This is a genomic window from Glycomyces salinus, from assembly GCF_016428645.1.
In the GTDB taxonomy this organism is placed as follows: domain Bacteria; phylum Actinomycetota; class Actinomycetes; order Mycobacteriales; family Micromonosporaceae; genus Glycomyces; species Glycomyces salinus.
This window is the reverse complement of record NZ_JAELXW010000017.1, coordinates 37,257-59,656: the sequence shown is the minus strand read 5'-3', so window position 1 is coordinate 59,656 and position 22,400 is coordinate 37,257. Positions and strand designations below refer to the sequence as shown.

The following is a 22,400-nucleotide window of genomic DNA, read 5'->3' as shown; positions in this document are numbered from 1 at the left end:
CTAGGGTTCGTCGAGGTGGTAGACGACGGCGTCGTCGTCGCGTTCGACCTCGACGCCGAGCGGGTCGGACTCGTGGTCCAGGCCGGACCAGTCGCTTCCGGGCAGCCAGTCGGGGACCACCACGACCGTTTCGATCCCGGCCTGGCGCAGGTCCTCGACCGCGTCGGGACTGGGGAACGCCTTGGAGACCTCGCGGATGGCGGCCTGCTCGTCGGGGGTGAAGGCCGCGACGCCGTTGGCCATCTCCGGGAAGCCGTCGACGCTCCAGTACTGGACGCGGGTGTCGCGACCGTCCGAGGGCAGCACCAGGACCGGTCCGTCCAGCTCTGACATGTCCAGCGGGGCCGCCTCGGGTTCGTGGTTCTGCGCCACCGTCAGTCCTTCTGCCAGGACCAGCAGGATCGGCGCGAACAGCAGCGCGTGGACCCGCCGGGGCGCGCGCACGGTGATCCGGCGGTCCACCCGGCCCTCGTGGGCGAGCGCGTCGGCCTCGTCGGCGATCCGGGTCAGGGTTCCGGCGGCCAGGACCGCCAGGATCAGCGTCAGGTAGATGACCAGGCGGCCGGGGGTCCGGATGGCGTCGAAGCCGGGCACGTAGTCGTACAGCGGCCGCCACGCCCAGAGCCCGTCGTCGAGGAAGTTGGGGCCCATCGCCACCGCGAGGGTCGCCCCGGCGCCCAGGAACAGCCAGAACCGCTTCCAGCGGGTCCACGAAGACCAGATCAGTCCGGCCACCGCCAGCGACAGGAGCGTGAAACCGACCAGCAGCGCCTGCTCGGGGGCCCAGGTCAGATCGGCTCGCGCCGCCTCGTGGGCGGCGCCCCAGACCCGCGACTCCTCGGGGGCGATGATGAAGCTCTGCCAGGTCGGGCTGAACCAGGAGATGTAGTCGGGGTCGCGCATGGCCTCGGGGTGGGCGCGGGCGACCACGGCGTGCTTGTCGGCGATCCACAGGACGCCGAGGCTGAAGACCGCGCCGCCCAGACCGTCGGCCGCGACCGTCTGCCAGCGCAGCCGGGGGCGCCTGATGAGCCAGAACAGGCCGACCACGACGCCGATGCCCAGCAGCAGGTACACGAAGGGGATGCCGAGTCCGGCGCCGATGCTGAACTGCCACAGGGCGGTCGCCCAGCCGGCGACGATCCAGCCGGGGCGCTGGCGCTCGGGTTTGAAACCGTCCCGCATGGACCAGCCGTGGCCGCGGGCCAGCATCGCCAGGGCCAGGGCGATCGCGCCGCAGGACAGGACCTGGAGGTGCCCGGCCTGGCCGAGTTTCCAGGGCGCGTAGGCGAAGGCGGCCGCGCCGACGGCCGATCCGGCGACGCGCGCGCCCAGTTGCCGCAGCAGGGCGTAGGCGCCGAGGAAGGCCAGCGCGAACGTGGCCATGTAGAGGACGTTGTAGACGATCAGGGCGCTGGTGGTGTCGGTGGCGAACAGCGCGGCGGGCGCGTAGCCCAGGAGCGTGTCGGTGAACAGGTAGGAGTCCTGGGCGGGCCAGAAGCTGTTGGAGGTCCAGATCCCGGCCGGGTCCTCGCGCAGCGAGTGCCCGAGCCAGCCGAGGGTGTAGGTCAGCAGCAGCGGGTCGCCGGTGTCGTGCGGGATGACCCGGTGGACGTCGCGGGCCAGCGGCCAGGTCATCGCCACCGACAGCGCGGCGCTGAAGAACGCGGCGAGGGTCCACTCGCTGCGGAGGAGGCGGCGCGTCCCCGAGGCGAGGCGGCGCAGCGGGCCGGGCCGGGCCTCAGGGCCCTTGCCCTCGCCGCTCGCGAAACGCCGCCAGCGGTCCTCGGAGTCGGCCTCGGGCTCGCCGTCGCCCCGGGGCCCGTCTCCTGCCTCTGGTGCCGTGTCGGTGTCGGTGATCGCCATAGGGGAGGTCCCGCCGTCTCGCTGTAGTCGGGTTCTGGAGCACATCCTACGGTCGGTCCCGATTGGGTGGCCGGGAGCCGTCACCTTCCCGGCGGTGACTCGTTGAACGGGGTTGAGACCTGATTCCCGCTGTCGATCAGGCGGGGCGAAGCACGGTTACGCGGTTGGAGAGACGCAGGCATGGGACGACACGCCACCAAGGCCGGAGAAGCCTCACGAGCCGAGGCGCGTCCGCCGCTGCCCTATCCGGTGAGCGACGGGCGCGTGGCGCCGACGGCGAAGGCCGCGATGGAGCGGCGCTCGCAGCGGCGCAGGTCGCGCCTGGCGGCCCTGTCGGCGGCCGCGATGCTCACGCTGGGCGGCGCGGCCGGGGTGGGCATGGCCATGGCCGACGAGCCCGAGGCGGGCTCGGATGAGGGGATCGTCTTCAGCGGCGGCTGCGGCACCCTCGGCCTGCTGTCCCCGACCTCGAAGCCCGACTCCTCGGAGCTGTCGGTGGCCAAGGGCAGCCAGGTGAGCTACACCAACGACCTGGGCTCCGAAGCCGAGCTGCACGTGGGCGGCGACGTCTACGACATCGGCGAGGGCTCCACGCAGGTGTTCGTCATGAACAGCTCGGCCGAGATCGCGATGATCCCCGAATGCGCGGGCCTGTTCGCCGACTACGACTCCGCGCAGGTCCAGGTCACCGCCCCGGCCGAGGGCGACGAGCCGGAGCCGGACTCCGGCGGCGGCTCCACCGCCGAACTGCCGGCCCCCGACGACGACGGCGAGGCCCCGGCGCAGGACTCAGGCGGCGACGAGCCCGCGGCCGGTTCGAGCCCGCAGGACGGCTCGGGGGTCGCACAGGGCGACCAGCCCTCGGCCGAGGAGCAGGACCCGTCGGACGAGGAGAGCGAGACCGCCGGGGAAGAGGAGATCAACGCCTTCGGCCCCTCCGATGAGGACCAAGCCGCCGGAGACGACGAGTTCGCTCCCGCCGGCGGCGAGGAAGAGGTCGCCGCGGTCGACCCCGAGGCCGTCTCCGACGGCGCCAGCGGACTGCTCGCCCTGGTCGCGATCGTCTGCCTGGTGGGCGTCAGCGCCGCCGTCATGCGCACGATCCTCAAGCAGCGCGCCGCGGCCTGAGGCGACCCGAAGCCGCCACACGGTGGGAACTCCGTGAGGCACTGGTCCCTGGTGATCGCGGTGGTCATTTCCTCCCCAGGTCCCACAACGAAAGACAGGGCCAGTGCCTCGCGGCCTGCGCCGGAATCGGCGGACTGACCGAGCCCGGCGCAGCGTTACTCAAGTGTTACTTTTCTCGCACCCTCGGCTACGCCTGCGAGCCGTAAATTGGCACAGCCCCGACTTGTCGCCTCTTGCCCTCCTGCTCTAGCGTGGGCGCTGAGCTGACATCCCCATACCCCCCGAGCATTGGTACCCCAGTGAGTGCGAAGCCGAAATCCTCGCGGCGGCTGTGGCCTTACCTGGCCGTGCCGGCGCTGGCCGTCGTCGTGGCCGCGACCATGTTCCTGGGGGACTTCACCGCCGCGGACGACCCCGCCGACGCCGGCCGCGGAGGCTCGGAGCTGCCCGGATCGCAGCTCAACGAGTCCGAACTCGGCACCGATCTCCAACCCGACCCGACCGAGCTGCACGAGCAGGCCCAAGACCAGCTCCAGGACCAGCTCGACGCCGCGGTCGAGGACTACCTCTCCGAGATCGACAACGAGAACCTCTACGTCTCCCTGGCCGTGTCCGACGAGGAGTTTACCCTCGACCACGAGGGCGAGGCCCTGCACGACACCGCCTCGATCGTCAAGGCCGAGATCCTGGCGATGCTGCTGCTCCACTACGACTCGGTGGAGGACATCCCGGACTGGGCCATGTACGACCTCGAGAAGATGATCAAGGACTCGGACAACGACGCCACCAACAGCATCCTGTTCGGCGTCCTCGACGGGCACGAGACCATGCGCGAGGCCCACGAGGTCCTCGGACTGGACCAGACCCGGCCCGACGAGACTGAGCGGTGGGGCCTGACCGAGACGACCGCGCTCGATCAGCTCACCGTCCTCGAACAGGTCCTCTACGAGGGGCTGCTGAGCGCCGAGCAGGTCGAGGTGTCGCGCGAGCTGATGGGCGACCTGGCCGACTCCCAGGACTGGGGCGTCTCGGCCGCCGCCGAGGACGGCGAGACGGTGTGGATGAAGAACGGCTGGGACACCCGCTCGAACATGGGCGGGGAGTGGGTGGTCAACTCGATCGGCGTCATCGCCGGCGAGACCGACGAGCCGATCAGCATCTCGATCCTCACCGGCGGCCTGCCCTCCCACCAGGCGGGCATCGACATGGTCGAGGACCTGGCCCAGATCGCCCGCGAGGTCATCGACACCGACCCCTACGCCTAGTACGCGCCGCGGCTGTGACAATCACCGCATGAGCGAACTGCACACCGCCCTGACCGAGGCGGGGGTCCGGGCCGTCTCGGACTCCGACGTCATCGCCGCGCACTCGGTCGACCACGCCCGCCTCGTCGACCCCGGCCGCGCCGCCGCTCTGGTCCGGGCCCGCTCCACCGCGGACGTCCAGGCGGTACTGCGGGTCGCGAGCGAGCTGCGCGTCCCGGTCGTCCCTCAGGGCGCCCGCACCGGCCTGGCCGGATCGGCCACCGCCGTCGACGCCGCGATCCTGCTCGACGTGTCCGGCATGAACGAGATCCTCTCGATCGACCCGGTCGACCGGATCGCTGTCTGCCAGCCCGGCGTCATCAACGCCGACATCTCCAGGGCCGCCGCCGAGCACGGCCTGCGCTACGCGCCCGACCCCGGGTCGTGGGAGATCTCGACCATCGGCGGCAACATCGCCACCGCCGCCGGCGGCATGTGCTGCGTCAAGTACGGGGTCACCGCCGAATACGTGCTGGGCCTGGAGGTGGTCCTGGCCTCCGGTGAGGTGATGCGCTGCGGCCGCCGCACGGCCAAGGGCGTGGCCGGATACGACCTGGCCCGCCTGTTCTGCGGCTCCGAGGGAACCCTCGGCGTGATCACCGAGGCCACCGTCAAGCTCTCGCCGGTCCCGGCCGGGCGGCTGACCCTCGCGGCGGTCTTCGACTCCACCGCCGCCGCCGGGCGCGCGGTCACCGCGATCATGGCCGCAGGCGCCCAGCCGAGCCTGCTCGAGCTGATCGACGACGTCCACTTGAAGGCCCTCGAGGAGCTGCGTCCGATGGGCCTGCCGACCGACGCGGCCGCGCTGCTGCTGGCCGCCGCCGACGGCGACCCCGAGGCCGAACTGGTCGAGATCGAGCGGCTGTGCGCCGAGGCCGGGGCCGCCGAGGTCTTCCGGGCCACCGACGAGACCGAGGCCGACGCGCTCATGGAGTCGCGGCGCTCGGCCCTCCACGCGATGGAGCGCCTCGGCACGGTCCTGGTCGACGACGTGGCCGTCCCGCGCTCCCGCCTGGCCGAGTCCCTCGACCGGATCCGGGCGACCGCCGAACGGCACGGCGTGCTCATCGGCGTCATCGCACACGCCGGTGACGGAAATCTCCATCCGAACATCGTCGTCGACGCCGGCGACGAGGACTCGCTGGCGGCCGGGAGAGCCGCCTTCGACGAGATCCTCCAGATGGCCCTGTCCATGGGCGGGACCGTCACCGGCGAGCACGGGGTGGGGATGCTCAAGCGCGAATGGCTTGAGCGCGAAGTCGATCCGGTGAACCTGGCCGTCCAGCGGCGCATCAAGGAATCGCTCGATCCACTCGGGATCATGAACCCCGGCAAGGTCCTGGCCGGATGAGGCGGCGATCGGAGAGCGACCTGGTCGTGTCGATTCCGTGACATGGAAATGGGGCCGCAGTGCTTGCCCATTCACTGCGGCCCCGATAAAGTGGAGGAGCTCCACTTTTCATTGGCACCGGTAGGGCTGTGCCCGATTGCCCTTACCGGTATGTGCCCCCGGATTGTTCCGTGCCTCCCAGAAGACTGCCCATGTCCATCTGTTCGGCGTGTCGGCGTGACCGGAACAATTATTACTATGAGGACCGTCTCTGAGCGCGGCCTGTGGCGAGGCTGAGAACTCGCTGGGAATCGATGCGAAACCGTTACGAAGGAACCTCGAAACCGGCGAGTTTATCCAGCTCAGCGGTAACGCCCGGGCGTTGAGAAACCTCCCGGCCATCGATGCTGGTGATAAACGCCACACCACGGACGGAGGAGGTCAGCCAGGCCCCGTCCATCTCCAGCAGCGACTCCACCGTGACCAGGCGCTCGACCGCCTCCAGCCCGATCTTCGAGGCCCGCTCCATCAGGTGCGCGCTGGTCGTCCCCGGCAGGATCCCGCTCGAGACCGGCGTGGTGCACAGCTGGTCCCCGTCCAGCCACAGCAGCGACGAGGTCGGGCCCTCCAGGGCGTAGCCGTCGGCCGAGACCCACAGCGCGTCGTCGGCGCCCTGCGACTTCGCCCAGCGCGTCACCGCCATCTGCGTGGCGTACGAGAGCGCCTTGACCCCGCCGAGAAGCCACGGGGCCTCGCCCCGTGCATCCGCGTTCACCCCCAAGGAGGCCGTGACGACCTTCAGCCCGTCCCGCCGCGGCAGGATCCGCTCGCGCGGCACCGGATCGATCGTCGCGTAGACCGTGGGCGGCCCGCCGTGCTCGCGCCCGCGGGTCGCGATCAGCCGCAGCGCCCCCTCGCCGCTCTCGCGCTCGCGCCAGGCGGCCAGGGCCTGCTCGGCCAGACCGGCCAGCTCGGCCTTGTCCGGCAGCTCGAACTCCATGCGGCGGGCCGAATTCGCCATCCGGTCCAGGTGCGCGTCGAGCAGGAACGCGCGCCCCTCGCGCACATTGATCGTCTCGAACACCCCGTCACCGCGGAGCACGCCCAGATCGTCGGCGCACAGGATCGGCTCGTCGGAATCGACGACGCCCCGGTGCAGTACTGCTGTAACTATCGCCATGCGGTCATTCTCCTCCCACGGGAAGTACGATGCAGACATGCCCACCGAAGCCGAGTCAGACACAGAACTGGCGGCGGTGCTGCGCTCCAGGGGCCTGCGCATGACCGCTCAGCGCCAGCTCGTCCTCGATGCTGTCCGCGACCTCGGGCACGCCACCCCCGAGCAGATCCACGAGCGCATCCGGGACCAGGTCGACGGGGTGAACATCACCACCGTCTACCGCACCCTCGACCTGCTCGAGGACTTGCAACTGATCTCCCACACCCACCTCTCCCACGGCGCCCCCACCTACCATCCGGCCGGCGACCGAGGGCACGCTCACCTGGTGTGCCACCGTTGCGGACGGATCACCGAAGTCGAACCAGCGGTGTTCGCGGACGCGCGCCGGGCTGTCGCCGACCGGACGGGATTCGTCCTCGACGTCGGCCACGTCGCGCTGTTCGGAACCTGCGCCGAATGCTTGGAGAAGCGTTGATGACCGAGACCGCCCCGTCCCCCCTGCTGGGCCTCCCCGGCGCCGTCGCCACCGAAGCCGGGCGGACCGCCTGGCACTACGGCGACCCGCTGGGCGAGCAGCGCCGGGCCGCGACGGTCGGAGCGGTCTTCGACCGCTCCGACCGGGACATCGTCACCGTGGCCGGCGAGGCGCGCCTGGAGTGGCTGCACTCGCTCTCCACCCAGCACCTGACCGGCCTGCGCCCGCATCAGGGCACCGAGACGCTGTTCCTGTCGCCGACCGGCCGGATCGAACACCACGCCGCCGTCTTCGACGACGGCGGGACCACCTGGCTCGACACCGAGCCGGGCGCCGGGGAGGCGCTGCTGAAGTTCCTCCAGATGATGAAGTTCCGCACCGAGGTCGACATCCGCGACCAGAGCGACGAATGGGCGCTGTTCACCTTCACCGGCGAGCCGGACTCCGCCGAGGCTCCCCAGCTCCAGCCGGTGCCGCCCCCGAAATTCGTCTCGCGCGACATCAAGGCCGTGACCACCGCCGTCTACGACGGGGGCCCGCTCGATTCGACCGAAGGCTGGACGCGCCGCACCGACGCGCTCGGCCCCGGCACGCGCGACTCGATGGTGCGCCGCACGGACATCGGCGCGATCGCGGACTCCGGCGCCGTCCCGGCCGGAACCTGGGCGTTCGACGCGCTGCGGGTACAGGCAGCTGTGCCGCGCTTCGGCGTCGACACCGACGACCGGACCGTCCCGCACGAGGTCCCCGCGTGGCTGGGCGCCGCGATCCACCTCGACAAGGGCTGCTACCGGGGCCAGGAGACCGTCGCGAAGGTCCACCACCTCGGCCAGCCGCCGCGCCGCCTGGTCCGGCTCCACCTGGACGGCACCGACGAGCACCCGCCCGCGCAGGGCACGCCGGTCCTGCTGGGGGACAAGGAAGTCGGCTTCATCGGCACCGCCGTCCAGCACTACGAGGAGGGCCAGATCGCCCTGGCCATGCTCAAGCGCAACACCGCCGACGACACCGGAGCGCGGCTGACCGCCGGGGGCCAGGCCGCGAGCCAGTGAGGCCGCGGCCGGTCAGCCGGAGAACTCCATGATCGCGGCCGCCCCCGAGGCGGCCGCGTCCTTGAAGAAGGCCCTCATCATCACGTAGTACTCCTCGAGGAACTCGCGATCTCCTTCGGCCCCGCACGCGTAGACCTTGGCGGCGCGCATGGCCGCGGCGTCGAAGTGCGCCGACAGGCGCTCCCAAGGCAGGTCCTCGAGCCGCGCGGCGACCTCGCTGACCAGCCCGGGCCACCAGCCGTCCACGCAATACATGTCCTCGTCGATGATCCTGTCGCCCTCCATAAGGAACTCGAATCCGTAGCCGGCCTCGTCCAGCAGGTATTCGATGCCGGCCCAGGCTTTGCCGACTTCGCCCGACGGTCCGGAATCGACCTCGCTGTCCACCTCCGCGCCGATCAGGGCCGCTGCCAATTCCGGGTCGTCGGACGCGCGCTCCAACTCCGCCGGGGTGACCTTCACGAAATCGATGTACATGCCCATAGAGTCCTCACTTCCACTCGTCTGTCGCTCTCGCGCAACGAACCTAGCGACCGCATGCGACACCGCCCGCGCCTCGGGCGGGCACGGGTCTCATCCTTGGCGATCCGACCGCGACCGCTGAGCGGCGGCGATAGTCTCCGCGGTATGAGTGCTACCTATCGCGGCGGCGAACCCGTCGCTGAAATCGTCCGATCCGGCTTCGCCGAGAGCCTCCACCGGGGCAGCGTGGCCGTGACCGATCCGTCCGGCGAGCTGACCGCCTCCGTCGGCGACGCCGCCTCGCCGGTCTTCCCCCGCTCGGCCAACAAGCCGATGCAGGCGGTGGCCATGCTCCGCGCCGGATGGGAGCCCGCGAGCGAGGCCGACCTGGCGATCGCGGCGGCCAGCCACAAGGGCGAGCCGTTCCACCTGGAGAGGGTCGACTCGGTGCTCTCGCACGCCGGGCTCGGCGAGGACAGCCTCCAGTGCCCGCCCGACCTCCCCGGCGACCCGGCCGCGCGCCGCTCGGTCGTGGCCCGCGGAGGGGAGGCCCGCCGGGTCTACATGAACTGCTCGGGCAAACACGCCGGGATGCTGGCCGCCTGCGCCGCCGCCAGCTGGGACACCGAGTCCTACCGCGAACCGGGCCACCCACTCCAGGAGCTCATCGCGGCCACCGTCGAGGAGCTGACCGGCGAGTCGGTGCGGGCGGTCGGCGTCGACGGCTGCGGCGCCCCGGTCCTGGCGATCTCCCTGACCGGCCTGGCCAGGGCCTTCGCGCGCCTGGTCACCGCCGAAGAGGGCACGCCGGAGCGGCGCGTGGTCGACGCGATGCGCGCCCACTCGAGGCTCGTCGACGGCTCCGAGGCCCCCGACCACCGCTCGATGTCGGCCGTGCCGGGCCTGGTCGCCAAGGGCGGCGCCGAGGGCGTACACGCCCTGGCCGTGCCCGGGGCCGGAGCCGTGGCCGTCAAGATCGACGACGGCGCGGGCCGCGCCTCGATGCCGGTGGCGCTGCGGGCGCTGGACACGATGGCCGGCTACGAGTTCCCGGCCGAGTCGAAGCCGGTCGTCGAGGCCATGTCCTGGCCTGAGGTCTACGGCGGCGGCCAGCCGGTCGGCAGGCTCCGCACGCTGCTGTAGCGGCACAGCTCTCAATCCACCCAATACCCGTTCGCCACCCTGGTTCCGAACAAGGTAGTATCATCGCGTTGCTGATCAGCACTCGCGCGAGTGGCGGAATGGCAGACGCGCTGGCTTCAGGTGCCAGTGTCCGAAAGGACGTGTGGGTTCAACTCCCACCTCGCGCACAGAACAAGCCCGGTGGCTCGGCCACCGGGCTTTCTCTTTCTCTCCTCACCCGCAAGGTCTCGGGTGCTGCGGCCTCGGCCGGTACAGGCCGAATCCGACAAGGTCGTGTCCGCCGCGGGAACAACGCCTGTCCGGGCCGCGTTAGGCTCGGAGTGGAGGGATCTAGAGACCGCCGAGACGACATGGGGAAACGGCACGACATGACCGAAGAGAACACCAGGGACGAACGCGAGAAGCGCCCCGAGGAGCAGGACGACGAGCTGGTTATCGTCGACGCCGAGGGCAACCCGATCTCCGCGGACGAGGCCCGGCGGCAGCTGGAGGCCGCCGCAGAGGACGGACCGATCGAGTCCGACCCGTCCAAGCTGGTGGCCGAGCCCGCCAAGGTGATGCGCGTCGGCTCCATGATCAAGCAGCTGCTCGAGGAGGTCCGCGCCGCCGATCTCGACGACAAGGGCCGCCAGCGGCTGCGCGAAATCCACGCGCGGTCGATCGCCGAGCTCGAGTCGGGCCTGGCCCCGGAGCTGCGCGACGAGCTCGAGCGGCTCTCGCTGCCGTTCGGCGAGGACGAGATCCCCAGCGAGGCCGAGCTGCGCATCGCCCAGGCCCAGCTCGTCGGATGGCTCGAGGGCCTGTTCCACGGCATCCAGGCGGCGCTGGTCGCCCAGCAGATGGCCGCGCGGCTCCAGCTCGACCAGATGCGGCAGGGCGATATGAAGGCTTTGCCGGCCGGCGGCGGCGACCTCCCGCCCCAGTTGAAGGCCATAATGGCAGAGCGCGCCGCGCGCGGTGACGATCACGACCACCACCCCGGGCAGTACCTGTAGCCACCACTGATGCCATACACTCGGTTCCGGCCTGACTCGGCGAAGCCCGCGAGCCGCAGATCGGGCGAGCTCGGCGAGCCGTGGATCGTCCGATCGCGGCGAGACGGGTGAGCCGTAGATTGGGAGAGCCCCTTCTTCCGCCGCCGGGGCGAGGACCATTGGAGAGCTGAACAAGGTGCTGTACAAGACGCTGCAATGGACGGCCGCCCCCGCGATCAAGGTCATCTGGCGACCGTGGATCGACGGCCGGGAGCACATTCCCGAGACCGGACCGGTCATCCTGGCGTCGAACCACCTCTCGGTCGCCGACCACTACTTCCTGGGGCTGACCACCAAGCGCCACATCGCCACCATGGCGAAGATCGAGTACTTCACCGGCGCGGGCGTCAAGGGCAAGCTCATCTCCAAGACCGTCAAGGCCCTCGGCCAGATCGCCGTGGACCGCTCGGGGGGTCGCCGCAGCGCGGCCAGCCTGGAGCCGTCGCTGGAGGTCCTGGCCGAGGACCGGATTCTGGCGATCTTCCCGGAGGGGACGCGCTCGCCGGACGGGCGCCTCTACCGCGGCAAGCCGGGCGTGGCGCGGTTGGCGCTGGCCTCGGGGGCGCCGGTGGTGCCGGTGGGCATGATCGGCACCGAGAAGGTGCTGCCGATCGGGGAATCGCGCCCGCGGGTGGCGCCGGTCGGGGTGCGGATCGGCAAGACCCTGGACTTCAGCCGCTACGCGGGGATGGAGAACGACCGCGTCATCATCCGGGCGGTCACCGACGAGATCATGGACGCGATCCGGCAGTTGACCGGCCAGGAGTACGTCGACAAGTACGCCAAGCGCGAACGGCCCGGCAAGGACAGGGAAGAGACCGACTAGGACGGCTCGTCGGTCGTGGGCGTGTCGGTCGCCTCGTCGGTCGGGGTCGGGACGGTCGTCTGGTCGCCGGCCCCGGGGCTGGTCGGTCCGTCCCCGGTGGGCAGGTCGGATTCGTCGATCACGGTGATCCCGTAGATCGTGATCGACTCGGGAGGTTGGCCGTCGTAGGTGCTCTGGTCGGGCACCCAGGCGAGGGCGTCGAGGACTTCGAAGCCGTCGACGATGCCGCCGATGACGCTGACGTTGGCGGTGGGGACGGCCTGTCCGCGGATGAGGGTGAACGCGCTGCCGGCGCGGCCGGTCTCGTCGGTTACCAGCGCGAGCACGTCCTGGACGTCGTTGCCTTCCATGCCGACCTCGGTCTGGTAGCGCCAGCCGGGGCCGTAGGTCAGGTCGTTGTCCGGTTCCCATCCGGGGCGGCCGCATTGCAGGATCACCCACGGGCTGGTCTCCTGCGTCGTGAGCCGGTCGCAGTCGTGGGTGTTGTAGTAGCCGGACTGCGCCAGTTGCAGGAACGCCTCGACCCCGCAGGGGGCCAGGTCGCCCCAGAGCATGACGTCGAGGGTGCCGTGGCTGGTCTCGATCGAGACGACGGTGCGGTCGGCCGGGGCGCCGCCGCCGGGCGGGTCGGCCTCGGGCCCGGCGTCGTCGGACTCGACGACCTGGCAGCGCTCGGAGATAACCTGTTCGCCGCCGTCGGCTCGGTCGCCGCCGTCGCGGAAGGCCAGCCAGGCGACCCCCACGATCGAACCGGCGGTGAGGACGAGCGCGGCGAGGCCGGCCAGGCCGGCCTTCCACCCGCCGCGGCGCTGCCACGGCGGAGTGCCCTTGTACGGGTTGGCGGCTACCGGCTCGTACTCGGTCTCGGTTCTGGCGTCGCGGGGCTCCACGCTTGTGAATCGTACGGGGCGTCGTCCCGTGCCAGATACGCGTATCCGACGCAAATCAGCCCGTAAGAGATGGCAACGCCCGCCAGGGTGCCCGGGGAGTAGCCGTCGGAGGGGACGACCAGGGCGGCGGCGAACAGTCCGGCCAGGTAGCCGACGTTGTAGATGGTGTCGTTGAGGCTGAAGACGCGGCCGCGGTAGGAGTCCTCGACGCCGCGCTGGATCCCGGTGTCGACGGTGATCTTGATGCCTTGGGAGGCGATGTTCACCAGCAGCACCGCGACGGCGAACATGACCGGTTTCATGGTCCCCGCCAGGGCGGCCACGACCACCGCGCACATGGCCATGAGCACCACCGACCAGTTCTTCGGCCCCCAGTGCCGGGTGGCGCGCGGGGTGACGACGGCGGCGACGAAGACGCCGATGTTGCCGAGGACGGCCAGGACCAGCAGCCAGCTGATGGTGGTCGTCCGGCTCGGGTCGGATTCGATGTCCCAGAAGAAGCCCATGAACAGGGCGATCGCGACGATGAACACGATGCCGTACAGCAGCCGGTGGAGTCCCTGGAGGGCCATCGCCAGGGCCGGTCCGCGGCGGCGGCGCAGGTGCCGCAGGCCGTCGACCATTCCAGAGGTGGTGGAGGCGACCCCCTTCCACAGGCCCTCGGCGACCCGCTTCTGCGGGCCCGGTCCCAGCGAGTCGGGGCGGAAGGAGGCCGAGACGATCACCGCCGAGGCCAGATAGCCGAGTCCGGCGGCCAGGGCCAGCATCGAATAGGAGATATCGGAGTCGAACAGGAGGCGGGCCAGGCCGGTCATGGCCAGGCCGAGGCCGTAGGCCATCGCGCCGAGGGTGGAGGCCAGCGAGTTGGCCGTGACCAGTTCGGGCGCCTCGACCACGTGCGGGTGGGCGGCGCCGAGGCCGGCCAGGACGAAGCGGTTGGCGGCCAGCACCACCATCGCGCACAGCACCCAGGTCCAGTCCAGGCCGGTCTGGAGGGTCATGGCGATGGTGAAGACCAGGGCGGCGCGCAGGACGTTGGCGGCGCCGATGAGGTTGCGGCGGCTGAACCGGTCGAGGACGACACCGACATAGGGCCCGAGCAGCGAGTAGGGGCCGAGCAGGAGGGCGACGGCGGCCGCGTAGGTGAACGGCTTGGTGTTGTCGCCCAGCGCGGGGTTGAAGAACACGCTGAGCGCCAGGGACGCCTGGAACATGCCGTCGGCGGCCTGCGAGGTCAGCCTGACGGCCAGCAGCTTCCGAAAACCGCTGCTCGAGGCGAGGTTCCGAACGTGCCGGTCGGTGCGCATTGTCCGAGGATAACTCCGGGTAAGAGAAAGGAGACCCCCATTTTCGCCGGGGGCCTCCCCTCTGAGGCGAGAAGCCGGTTACTCGCCGGCGATGAACTCCTCGACCGAGACGCGGGCCTCCTCGTCGGAGTACTGCTCGGGCGGGGACTTCATGAAGTAGCTCGAGGCGCTCAGGACCGGGCCGCCGACGCCGCGGTCCTTGGCGATCCCGGCGGCGCGGACGGCGTCCATGATGACCCCGGCCGAGTTCGGCGAGTCCCACACCTCGAGTTTGAGCTCGGCGTTGAGCGGCACGTCGCCGAAGGTGGTGCCCTCCATGCGGATGTAGGCCCACTTGCGGTCGGTCAGCCACGGCACGTGGTCCGAGGGGCCGATGTGGACGTCGGCGCCGCGCATCTCGTGCGGGATCTGACTGGTGACCGACTGGGTCTTGGAGATCTTCTTCGAGACCAGCCGCTGGCGCTCCAGCATGTTCATGAAGTCCATGTTGCCGCCGAAGTTGAGCTGGTAGGTCCGGTCGAGGCGGACTCCGCGGTCTTCGAACAGCTTGGCCAGGACCCGGTGGACTATCGTGGCGCCGACCTGGCTCTTGATGTCGTCGCCGACGATCGGGAGTCCGGCGTCGACGAACTTCTGGGCCCACTCGGGGTCGGAGGCGATGAACACCGGCAGGGCGTTGACGAAGGCGCAACCGGCGTCGATGGCCGCCTGGGCGTAGAACTTGGCGGCCTCCTCGCTGCCGACCGGCAGGTAGCAGACCACGACGTCGGCGCGGGCCTCGCGCAGCGCGGCGGTCACGTCGACCGGCGCTTCGGCGGACTCGGTCACCATCTCGTCGTAGTACTGGCCCATGCCGTCGAGGGTGGGGCCGCGCAGGACGTTCACACCGGTCGGGGGGACTTCGGCGAACTGGATGGTGTTGTTCTCCGAGGCGTTGATGGCGCTCGACAGGTCCTGCCCGACCTTCTTGGCGTCGACGTCGAAAGCGGCCACGAACTCGATGTCACGCACGTGGTAGTCACCGAACTGCACGTGCATCAAGCCGGGGACGCGGTCGTCCACCGCTGCGTCTCGGTAGTACTCGACACCCTGCACGAGCGACGAGGCGCAGTTGCCCACGCCGACAATGGCCACGCGTAGCTTACCCATCGCGCATGCCTCCTTTGTCTGGTTCACTTGAATCTTCATCCTCCGTGGCGGACCTCGTCGGCCGCCCTGGATCGGCGAGCCGGTCGCCGAAGTCGTTCTGTCCGGGGTTCCGCCCCTGCTCGGAGGCGATGAGCTCGTTGAGCCACCGCACTTCCCGCTCGGCGGTCTCCAGGCCGTACCGCTGGAGCTCGAACCCGTAGGAGTCGAGCCGCTCGGCGGTCCGGGCCAGGGCCTCGCGGATGCGCTCGCGCCGCTCCTCGACGCGGCGGCGGCGGGCCTCGAGGATCCGCAGGCGCGTGGCCGGGTCGGTGCGGGAGAAGAACGCGAAGTGGACCCCGAACAGTGCCTCGTCCGCCGTCTCGGGTCCGGCCTCCGACATCAGCTGGGCGAAGTGCTCCTTGCCCTCGGGGGTGAGCCGGTACACCTTGCGGGCGCGGCGGCCGGTGAGCAGCGGCTTCTCGGCGCCCGGGGTCCCGGGGGCCTCCTCGGCGATGAGTCCGCGCTGACGCATCCGCTTGAGCGTCGGGTACAGGGAGCCGTAGCTGAAGGCCGCCCGGATCGCCCCCAGCAGGGACAGCAGGCGTTTCCGCAGTTCGTATCCGTGCATGGGGGATTCGTGCAGGAGCCCCAGAATGGCGAGCTCGAGCATGGCCGTCCCCCTCTCCGCGAAGTGTGCCGGCCGCGACATGGCCTCGGCCGCTCTCCGGCCGGACGCCGCGGCGCGGGTACGCTCACGACATCGCGTTTCGATCTGACGATTCGATGTATCGGACCGATACATCTGCGGTAACCATAGCCTCGGTCGCAGATCACGTCAACCCCAGCCCCGAGACCCTGGTCAGAGCAGGCCGCATCCGCTAAGCTCGGCAGGATTAAGCGATCTGGCAGGGTTCTCTCAGTTTCAATGTGCGAGACTGCGAAGCGACCAGGCCGCCGCAGGGCGGCCCGGATCACAAACGCCGCCGCGACCGGGCACCCCACGCCGGGCGCGACAACGAGGCCGAGTCCGCAGGACTGTGGGGCCTCCCCGCGGGGCCGCAAGACTCCTCGCGAGCGCCCAGACGCTGGCGTGCGGCCATAACCTGGCAATTCACGTGGATGGTTGAGCATGAGCGACTACGGTTATCGTCCCACTCCACCCCCGGAGGAAGGACGGCCATACGGTGGCGCCGAGCGACCGGGCGGCTCCCGCGGGAGCGCGTCCGTGCCCGGGGCATCGTACGGCGGTGCCTCGAACCAGCCGCCCAGCAACGACTACGGCTGGGGCCAGCAGCAGCCGCCGCAGCCGCCGCAGCCGCCGCAGCCGCCGACCGGTGCCTACAGCGGCAGCGCCAGACCGGGCCAGCAGCGCGGACCGTCCTCCGGCAGCGCCTCGGTGGGCCGGGCCTCCGGCAGCGCCTCCGTAGGCGGAGCCGCGGGCAGCGCCTCGGTCGGCGGCGGCCGCGCAACGGTCGGATCCGCATCCGTCGGCAGCGCCTCGGTCGGCGCTGCCCGCCCGCTCGGTCCCGGCGAGGCCGGCGACCACCCCGTGTCCCCGGCCGGCTCCGGCCGCGCCAGAGTCGCCGGCAAACGACGCGCCTCCGGCGCCGGACCGCTCGGCGAGGACGACCTCGCCGCGCAGAAGAAGCTCAAGAAGAAACGCCGCCGCAAGAAGATCTACGCCGGCCTGATCGCCGTGGCCGTCCTCTTCGTCGCCGGGGCCACCGTCGTCGGCACCTGGTTCTTCCAGGACGTCGAACTGCCGCAGGACCTGCGGCGCGCCGGCGAGTCCAGCAGCTTCTACTACGACAACGGCACGACCGAGGCCGGGGGCTACGGCGAGACGCTGCGCAAACTCGTCGACTCCCCCGAGGAGATCCCCCAGACGGTCAAGGACGCGCTCATCGCCTCCGAGGACCGCAAGTTCTACGACCACTCCGGGGTCGACTACACCGGCACCATGCGCGCCCTGTTCAACAACATCACCGGCGGCGACACCCAGGGCGCCTCGACCATCACCCAGCAGTACGCGGGCATGGTCGCCGACATCCGCAACGACATCTCTTACGGCCGCAAAGCCAAAGAAGCGGTCATGGCGATGAAGCTGGAGCAGGAGTACAGCAAGGACGAGATCCTGATGTTCTACCTGAACCTCGCCTACTTCGGGCGGGGCGCCACCGGCATCGAGGCCGCCGCGCAGGTCTACTACGACAAGCCGCTGGCCGACCTCACCTATGCCGAGGCCGCCTACATCGTCATCCAGGTCAAGGCCCCCGACGGCAGCTACGACCCGTTCTTCGGCGGCGACGAGGCGCTCGAACGCGGCGAGACGCGCTGGGGCTACGCCATGGACGCCATGGTCGAGACCGGCGCCATCACCCAGTCCGAGCGCGACGAGACCGAGTTCCCCATGCCGATCATGGACGACTTCGAGGTCTCCGGCTCCTGGGGCGGCGACACTCCGATGGGCTTCATCGTCAACGAGCAGGACGGCTACGTCTTCGACGAACTCGAGGAGCGCTACGGGATCACCAAGGAGCAGCTCAGGGGCGGCGAGGGCCAGGAGGGCGGCTACTCGGTCACCCTCACCGTCGACAAGGAGATCCAGGACAGCCTGGTCGAGACCGGCTCGCGCGGCGACATCAAGGTCGACGACGAGGGCGAACCGGTCCTGTCCGACGACGGCTACTGGCAGTTCGAGAACGACAACGAGAACGCCGCGCTGGTCGACTACGACCCGTCGATGACCGACGCGATGGTCGCGATCGACCCCGAGACCGGCGCGGTGGTCGGCTACTACGGCGGCGACGACGGCTTCGGCATCGACAAGGCCGGACCCGAGTCCCCGCACCCGCCGTCCTCGACGTTCAAGATGATCACCGCCGCCACCGCCATCGAGCAGGGCGACTCGATCGAGTCCTGGTTCAACGCCAGTTCGCCGCGCGAATTCGAATCGCTCAAGAACGAAGACTCCGAGACCTGCATCGGCGGCGGCACCTACCCCGACTGCACGCTCCGCAACGGCGGCCAGGACTACCCACTGGAGCTGGACCTCACCGACTCGGTGCGCGACTCCAAGAACACGCCGATGTACGCCATCTCCGAGCACTACGGCGCCAACGAGATCCTCAGCCTGGCCGACGAGATGGGTCTGAGCGAGATGAGCCAGACCCGGAACATCGACGGCACCGACGTCTACATCACCTACAAGCTCCACGACGACGCCACCTACACCCAGTACGGCCAGGCCGTCGACGACGACGGCAACTGGGTCGAGGACGATCTGGGCAACATCGCCGCCGAGTCGCCGCTGCGCATCGACGGCAGCTGCAACCCGATCCTGAACGGCGAGGGCCGCCCCCTGATCGCCGAGGACGGCGAGGCCGAACGCTGCGAAATCGGCGGCAAGGGCGGCACCGACCCGTTCTACCACCACCTCGCCTTCGGCCAGTACCCGACGAGCGTCCGCGACATGGCCGCGATGTACGCGACCATCGCCAACGACGGCGAGTACATGCCGACCCACTTCGTCGCCGAGGTCCGTGACCGCAACGACAACATCGTCGAGCCCCTGGAGGGCCAGGAGATCGAGGGCGAGCAGGTCATCGCCGTCGAGACCGCCCGCGACCTCCAGTGGGTCGGCTCCGAGATCGGCGGCGAGACCGAGACCGACACGCTGCCGCGCGACTACTTCGGCAAGACCGGTACGTGGGAGGCGGCGGGCTACGAGGCGTCCTGCCGGAACGACCCGGACACGACCGACGTCGAGGAGCAGTGCCAGAAGTACCCGGACTCGTACAACGCCCACGCCTGGTACGTGGGGGCGATTCCGCAGCTTTCCATCGCGGCCTGGGTGGGGAACGCCACCACCGAGTCCGACCCGGTCTTCGACCCCAGCGGCGATCCCTCCGGCGTCTTCGGCTCCAACACCGCCTATCCGGTGTGGTTCCAAGCCATGAGCTCCATCCTGGAGAAGAAGGAGGACAACGACGGCTGGGAACCGATCGAATGGCAGGGCAAGTCCCTCAACGGAGCGCTCAGCACCTGGGACATCGAGAACTCCGACGGCACGATCGACCCCGACAGCAAGTACTGCCAGGAGAACGGCGACGACCCCAAGTGCGGGACGCCCGACGATGACGATGACGAGGACGGGGACGAGAACTGCGAGGGCCCCGGAGGCGGTGAGGACTGCGATGACAACGGCAGCGATCCGCTCCCCGATCCTCCGACTGACAGCCCGTCCAGTCCGACCGACGACGGGGACTGCGACGGTTTCTTCCCGCCCCCCGACTGCGAGGACGAGGACACCGACCCGAGCTCCGAACCGACCGAGGAGGGGAGCACCACTCCTGAGAATGAGGAGAACGGGCGAGGAAACGAATAGAAGACCGTAACGAGCGCGCGCGGCGGCATGGGACATACTGTGACCCATGCCGTCGCCGCGTTCCGACACCCCCGTCGCCCCCACGATGCAGGACCGCCTCGCCCGCTTCGCCTCCGGACTCATCGGCGGCCCGGCCGGCGGCCACGCGGTGAACCCGCCGAGGCGCCGCTTCTGGAGCCCGCTGCGGGTCATCCTGTTCTTCGGACTGGTCTTCTTCGCGATCCACTGGCTCCAGAAATACCCGTGCGCCACCCCGAACAGCTGGGTCGACTGGTCGCAGTACACCAACGCCTGCTACACCGACATCAAGGCGCTGTGGTGGGCCGAGCGGCTCAACGAGGGAGCCGTGCCCTACCGGGACCACGAGGTCGAGTACCCGGTGCTGACCGGCGTGTTCATGGGCATCCTCGGCCGCATCGCCTACATGCTCCAAGGCGTCCTCGACGTCGACGGCCAGGCCGGCGCCTCGATCTTCTACCAGCTCAACGCCGTGACCCTGTTCGCCTGCGGCATCGCGGCCATCGCCGTGCTGTACGCGATCCGCGACCGCAACACCGCCGACCCGTTCGGCCCCGAACCGCCCCCCGCCAGACCCTCCCGGCCATGGGACGCGATGCTCCTGGCCGCCGCCCCGGTCATCCTGGTGACCGCCACGGTCAACTGGGACCTGTTCGCGGTCGCCCTGGCGCTGCCGTTCTTCCTGTTCTGGCAGCGAGGCAGACCCGTCATGGCCGGACTGTTCCTCGGCCTGGCCACGGCCGCGAAGTTCTACCCGCTGCTGTTCGCCGGCCCGCTGCTGGTCCTGGCCGTGCGCAACCGACGCCCGATCCCGGCCCTGACCTCGATCGCGACCGCCGCGGCCACGTGGGCGGCCATCAACGCCCCCGTCGCGGCCCTGTGGCAGGACTCCTGGCTCAGATTCTTCGAGCTCAACTCCGAGCGCCCGGTCGACTGGGGCACCGGCTGGTACGTCCTGCGCGGCCTGACCGAGTGGGAGCTGGAGGCCGAGTTCGTCAACGACGCCTACCTGGTCCTGTTCGCCGCGGCCTGCCTGGGTATCGCCGCCCTCGGATACTTCGCGCACCGGCGGGCCACTGTGCCAATTTATGGCTCGCAAGCTTCGCCAAGGGGCGCCGACGACCTGGCCCCGCGCCTGACGCAGCTGTGCTTCCTGGTGGTCGCGGCGTTCCTGCTGTTCGGCAAGGTCTGGTCCCAGCAGTACGTGCTGTGGCTGCTGCCGCTGGCGGTCCTGGCCCGCCCCAAGTGGGGCATGTTCATGCTCTGGCAGGCCGCCGAGCTGTTCTACTTCTTCGCCTTCTACGGCAAGATGCTCCAGGTCTCGGCCGACGGGGGCGACCGCGGCATCCCCGAATGGCTGTTCCTGACCGCCGCCTCGGCGCGCTGGCTCGCGGTGGCGGCCATGTGCGCCTGGGTCGTGTTCGAGATCCTCAACCCGCGTCTGGACGCGGTCCGAGGCCTTCGCGCTCGGCCCAGGCCAGCAGCTCCGCCTCGGCCTGCTCACGAGGAAGCGGGCCCCGCTCCAACCTGAGGTCCTTGAGGAACTTCCAGGCCCGGCCGATCTCGGGGCCGGGCGGCAGGCCCAGCAGCTCCATGATCGCGTTGCCGTCCAGGTCGGGTCGGACGGCACGCAGGTCCTCCTCGGCGCGGATGCGCGCGATGCGCTCCTCGAAGGCGTCGTAGTCGCGCCGCAGCCGCTCGGCCTTGCGCCGGTTGCGGGTGGTGCAGTCGCTGCGCACCAGCTTGTGGAGCCGCTCCAGCTCGCCGCCGGCGTCGGTGACGTACCGGCGCACCGCCGAGTCGGTCCAGCCGGCGTCGCCGTAGCCGTAGAACCGCAGGTGCAGCGAGATCAGCTGCGACACGGACTGGACCTCGGCCTTGGGGAAGCGCAGCCGCCGCATCAGCGCGCGGGCCATGCGGGCCCCGACCACGTCGTGGTGGTGGAAGGTGACGCCTCCGGACTCGTTGACGCCCTTGGTGTCCGGTTTGCCGATGTCGTGCAGGAGCGCGGCCAGCCGCAGGACCAGGTCGGGCTCGCTGTCCTCCAGGCCGATGGCGTTGCGCAGCACCTGCAACGAGTGCTCGTAGACGTCCTTGTGCTGGGCGTGCTCGTCGATCTCCATGCGCATCGCCGGGACCTCGGGCACGAAGCGCTCGGCCAGGCCGGTCTCGACCAGCACCCGGATCCCGACCACCGGGTCGGGCGCGAGCATGAGCTTGGTGAACTCGTCGCGGACCCGCTCGGCGGTGATCCGCTCGAGCTCGGCGGCCATGCCGGTCATCGCCCGCAGCGTGTCGGCCTCGATCGCGAAGTCGAGCTGGGCGGCGAAGCGTGCGGCCCGCAGCATCCGCAGCGGGTCGTCGGCGAAGGACGACTCGGGGGCCGCGGGGGTGCGGACGGTGCGCCGCGCCAAGTCGGCGATCCCCCCGAACGGGTCGGCGAAGACGTGGCCGGGCACCGAGACGGCCATGGCGTTGACGGTGAAGTCGCGCCGCTCCAGATCGTCGGTCAGACTGTCGCCGAAACGCACCTTCGGATTGCGGGTGACCCCGTCGTAGGCGTCGGCGCGGAACGTGGTCACCTCGACCTGGCGGCCCCGGAACATGCCCCCGATCGTCCCGAACTCGGCACCGGTGGTCCACACCGTCGAGCACGCCCCCGCCAGGAGCCGCTCGGTGTCCTCCGGGCGCGCGTCGGTGGTGAAATCCAGGTCGTTCGTCGGTCGCCGCAGCACGGCGTCCCGCACCGATCCGCCGACCAGATGCAGCTCGAAACCGGCGTCGGCGAACACCCGGCCGAGGTCGTCGGCCACGGGAGGAACGGTGATCTGGGTACCGCTAGTGTTGTCTGACATCGCCGGGCAAGCTTA

General features: G+C 70.2%; 18 protein-coding genes and 1 tRNA gene. 11 read left to right on the top strand and 8 right to left on the bottom strand.

Annotated elements, in window-relative coordinates:
• Nucleotides 1-1,866, bottom strand: coding sequence for a hypothetical protein (locus JFB92_RS06905; protein WP_199036333.1), 1,866 nt, complete (start codon nt 1,864-1,866; stop codon nt 1-3).
• A gap of 180 nt (nt 1,867-2,046) precedes the next feature.
• On the opposite strand from JFB92_RS06905, the gene JFB92_RS06900 reads away from it, so the two are divergent.
• The 3 genes from JFB92_RS06900 (at nt 2,047) to JFB92_RS06890 (ending at nt 5,649) form a co-directional block, all read left to right on the top strand.
• The gene (locus tag JFB92_RS06900; protein WP_199036331.1) at nt 2,047-2,994 is read left to right on the top strand and encodes an ICP22 family protein; all 948 of its coding nucleotides are present in this window, start codon (nt 2,047-2,049) and stop codon (nt 2,992-2,994) included.
• Between the two features lie 299 nt (nt 2,995-3,293).
• Nucleotides 3,294-4,259, top strand: a complete 966-nt coding sequence (locus JFB92_RS26495) for a serine hydrolase (protein WP_199036329.1) — start codon at nt 3,294-3,296, stop codon at nt 4,257-4,259.
• Nucleotides 4,260-4,287: 28 nt separating this feature from the next.
• Nucleotides 4,288-5,649 (top strand): FAD-binding oxidoreductase, encoded by a 1,362-nt coding sequence (locus JFB92_RS06890; protein WP_199036327.1) that lies wholly within the window; start codon nt 4,288-4,290, stop codon nt 5,647-5,649.
• Nucleotides 5,650-5,953: 304 nt separating this feature from the next.
• Here the strand turns inward: JFB92_RS06890 and JFB92_RS06885 are convergent, their stop codons facing one another.
• Nucleotides 5,954-6,808: an aminotransferase class IV gene (locus tag JFB92_RS06885; protein WP_199036325.1), complete on the bottom strand. Its 855-nt coding sequence runs from the start codon at nt 6,806-6,808 to the stop codon at nt 5,954-5,956.
• Between the two features lie 37 nt (nt 6,809-6,845).
• Here JFB92_RS06885 and JFB92_RS06880 point away from each other — a divergent pair, with 37 nt between their 5' ends.
• Nucleotides 6,846-7,283, top strand: coding sequence for a Fur family transcriptional regulator (locus JFB92_RS06880; protein ID WP_199036323.1), 438 nt, complete (start codon nt 6,846-6,848; stop codon nt 7,281-7,283).
• Nucleotides 7,283-8,335, top strand: coding sequence for a CAF17-like 4Fe-4S cluster assembly/insertion protein YgfZ (gene ygfZ / locus JFB92_RS06875; RefSeq protein ID WP_233162525.1), 1,053 nt, complete (start codon nt 7,283-7,285; stop codon nt 8,333-8,335). Before JFB92_RS06880 ends, ygfZ begins: the two co-directional genes overlap by 1 nt.
• Nucleotides 8,336-8,347: 12 nt before the next feature.
• Here the strand turns inward: ygfZ and JFB92_RS06870 are convergent, their stop codons facing one another.
• Entirely contained in the window at nt 8,348-8,812 is a 465-nt protein-coding gene (locus JFB92_RS06870; RefSeq protein WP_199036321.1) for a DUF1877 family protein, read from the bottom strand.
• 150 nt (nt 8,813-8,962) lie between these two features.
• Between JFB92_RS06870 and JFB92_RS06865 the strand changes: the two genes are divergently transcribed.
• The 4 genes from JFB92_RS06865 (at nt 8,963) to JFB92_RS06850 (ending at nt 11,800) form a co-directional block, all read left to right on the top strand.
• Entirely contained in the window at nt 8,963-9,940 is a 978-nt protein-coding gene (locus JFB92_RS06865) for an asparaginase (protein WP_199036319.1), read from the top strand.
• 84 nt (nt 9,941-10,024) lie between these two features.
• Nucleotides 10,025-10,107: transfer RNA gene (locus JFB92_RS06860), tRNA-Leu, on the top strand.
• Nucleotides 10,108-10,308: 201 nt separating this feature from the next.
• Nucleotides 10,309-10,935: a bacterial proteasome activator family protein gene (locus JFB92_RS06855; RefSeq protein ID WP_199036317.1), complete on the top strand. Its 627-nt coding sequence runs from the start codon at nt 10,309-10,311 to the stop codon at nt 10,933-10,935.
• 175 nt (nt 10,936-11,110) lie between these two features.
• Entirely contained in the window at nt 11,111-11,800 is a 690-nt protein-coding gene (locus JFB92_RS06850; protein WP_199036316.1) for a lysophospholipid acyltransferase family protein, read from the top strand.
• Here the strand turns inward: JFB92_RS06850 and JFB92_RS26065 are convergent.
• From JFB92_RS26065 to JFB92_RS06830, 4 genes are all read right to left on the bottom strand, one after another.
• Entirely contained in the window at nt 11,797-12,690 is an 894-nt protein-coding gene (locus JFB92_RS26065; protein WP_199036314.1) for a peptidylprolyl isomerase, read from the bottom strand. The two genes, JFB92_RS06850 and JFB92_RS26065, sit on opposite strands and share 4 nt — an antisense overlap.
• The gene (locus JFB92_RS06840) at nt 12,645-13,997 is read right to left on the bottom strand and encodes an MFS transporter (protein ID WP_199036312.1); all 1,353 of its coding nucleotides are present in this window, start codon (nt 13,995-13,997) and stop codon (nt 12,645-12,647) included. Before JFB92_RS06840 ends, JFB92_RS26065 begins: the two co-directional genes overlap by 46 nt.
• 78 nt (nt 13,998-14,075) lie before the next feature.
• A complete protein-coding gene (locus JFB92_RS06835; RefSeq protein WP_199036310.1) occupies nt 14,076-15,146 on the bottom strand; it encodes an inositol-3-phosphate synthase in 1,071 nt (356 codons plus the stop codon).
• Complete coding sequence (locus JFB92_RS06830; protein ID WP_199036308.1) at nt 15,139-15,795, bottom strand: PadR family transcriptional regulator; 657 nt, start codon at nt 15,793-15,795, stop codon at nt 15,139-15,141. Before JFB92_RS06830 ends, JFB92_RS06835 begins: the two co-directional genes overlap by 8 nt.
• 555 nt (nt 15,796-16,350) lie before the next feature.
• Between JFB92_RS06830 and JFB92_RS06825 the strand changes: the two genes are divergently transcribed.
• Entirely contained in the window at nt 16,351-19,512 is a 3,162-nt protein-coding gene (locus JFB92_RS06825; RefSeq protein ID WP_199036306.1) for a transglycosylase domain-containing protein, read from the top strand.
• A 46-nt stretch (nt 19,513-19,558) separates the two neighbouring features.
• On the top strand, nt 19,559-21,061 hold the full coding sequence (locus JFB92_RS06820; protein ID WP_199036298.1) for a glycosyltransferase family 87 protein: 1,503 nt from the start codon (nt 19,559-19,561) through the stop codon (nt 21,059-21,061).
• On the opposite strand, the gene JFB92_RS06815 is transcribed toward JFB92_RS06820, so the two are convergent.
• Nucleotides 20,961-22,385, bottom strand: coding sequence for a CCA tRNA nucleotidyltransferase (locus JFB92_RS06815; protein WP_199036291.1), 1,425 nt, complete (start codon nt 22,383-22,385; stop codon nt 20,961-20,963). The two genes, JFB92_RS06820 and JFB92_RS06815, sit on opposite strands and share 101 nt — an antisense overlap.
• Between the last annotated feature and the right edge of the window lie 15 nt (nt 22,386-22,400).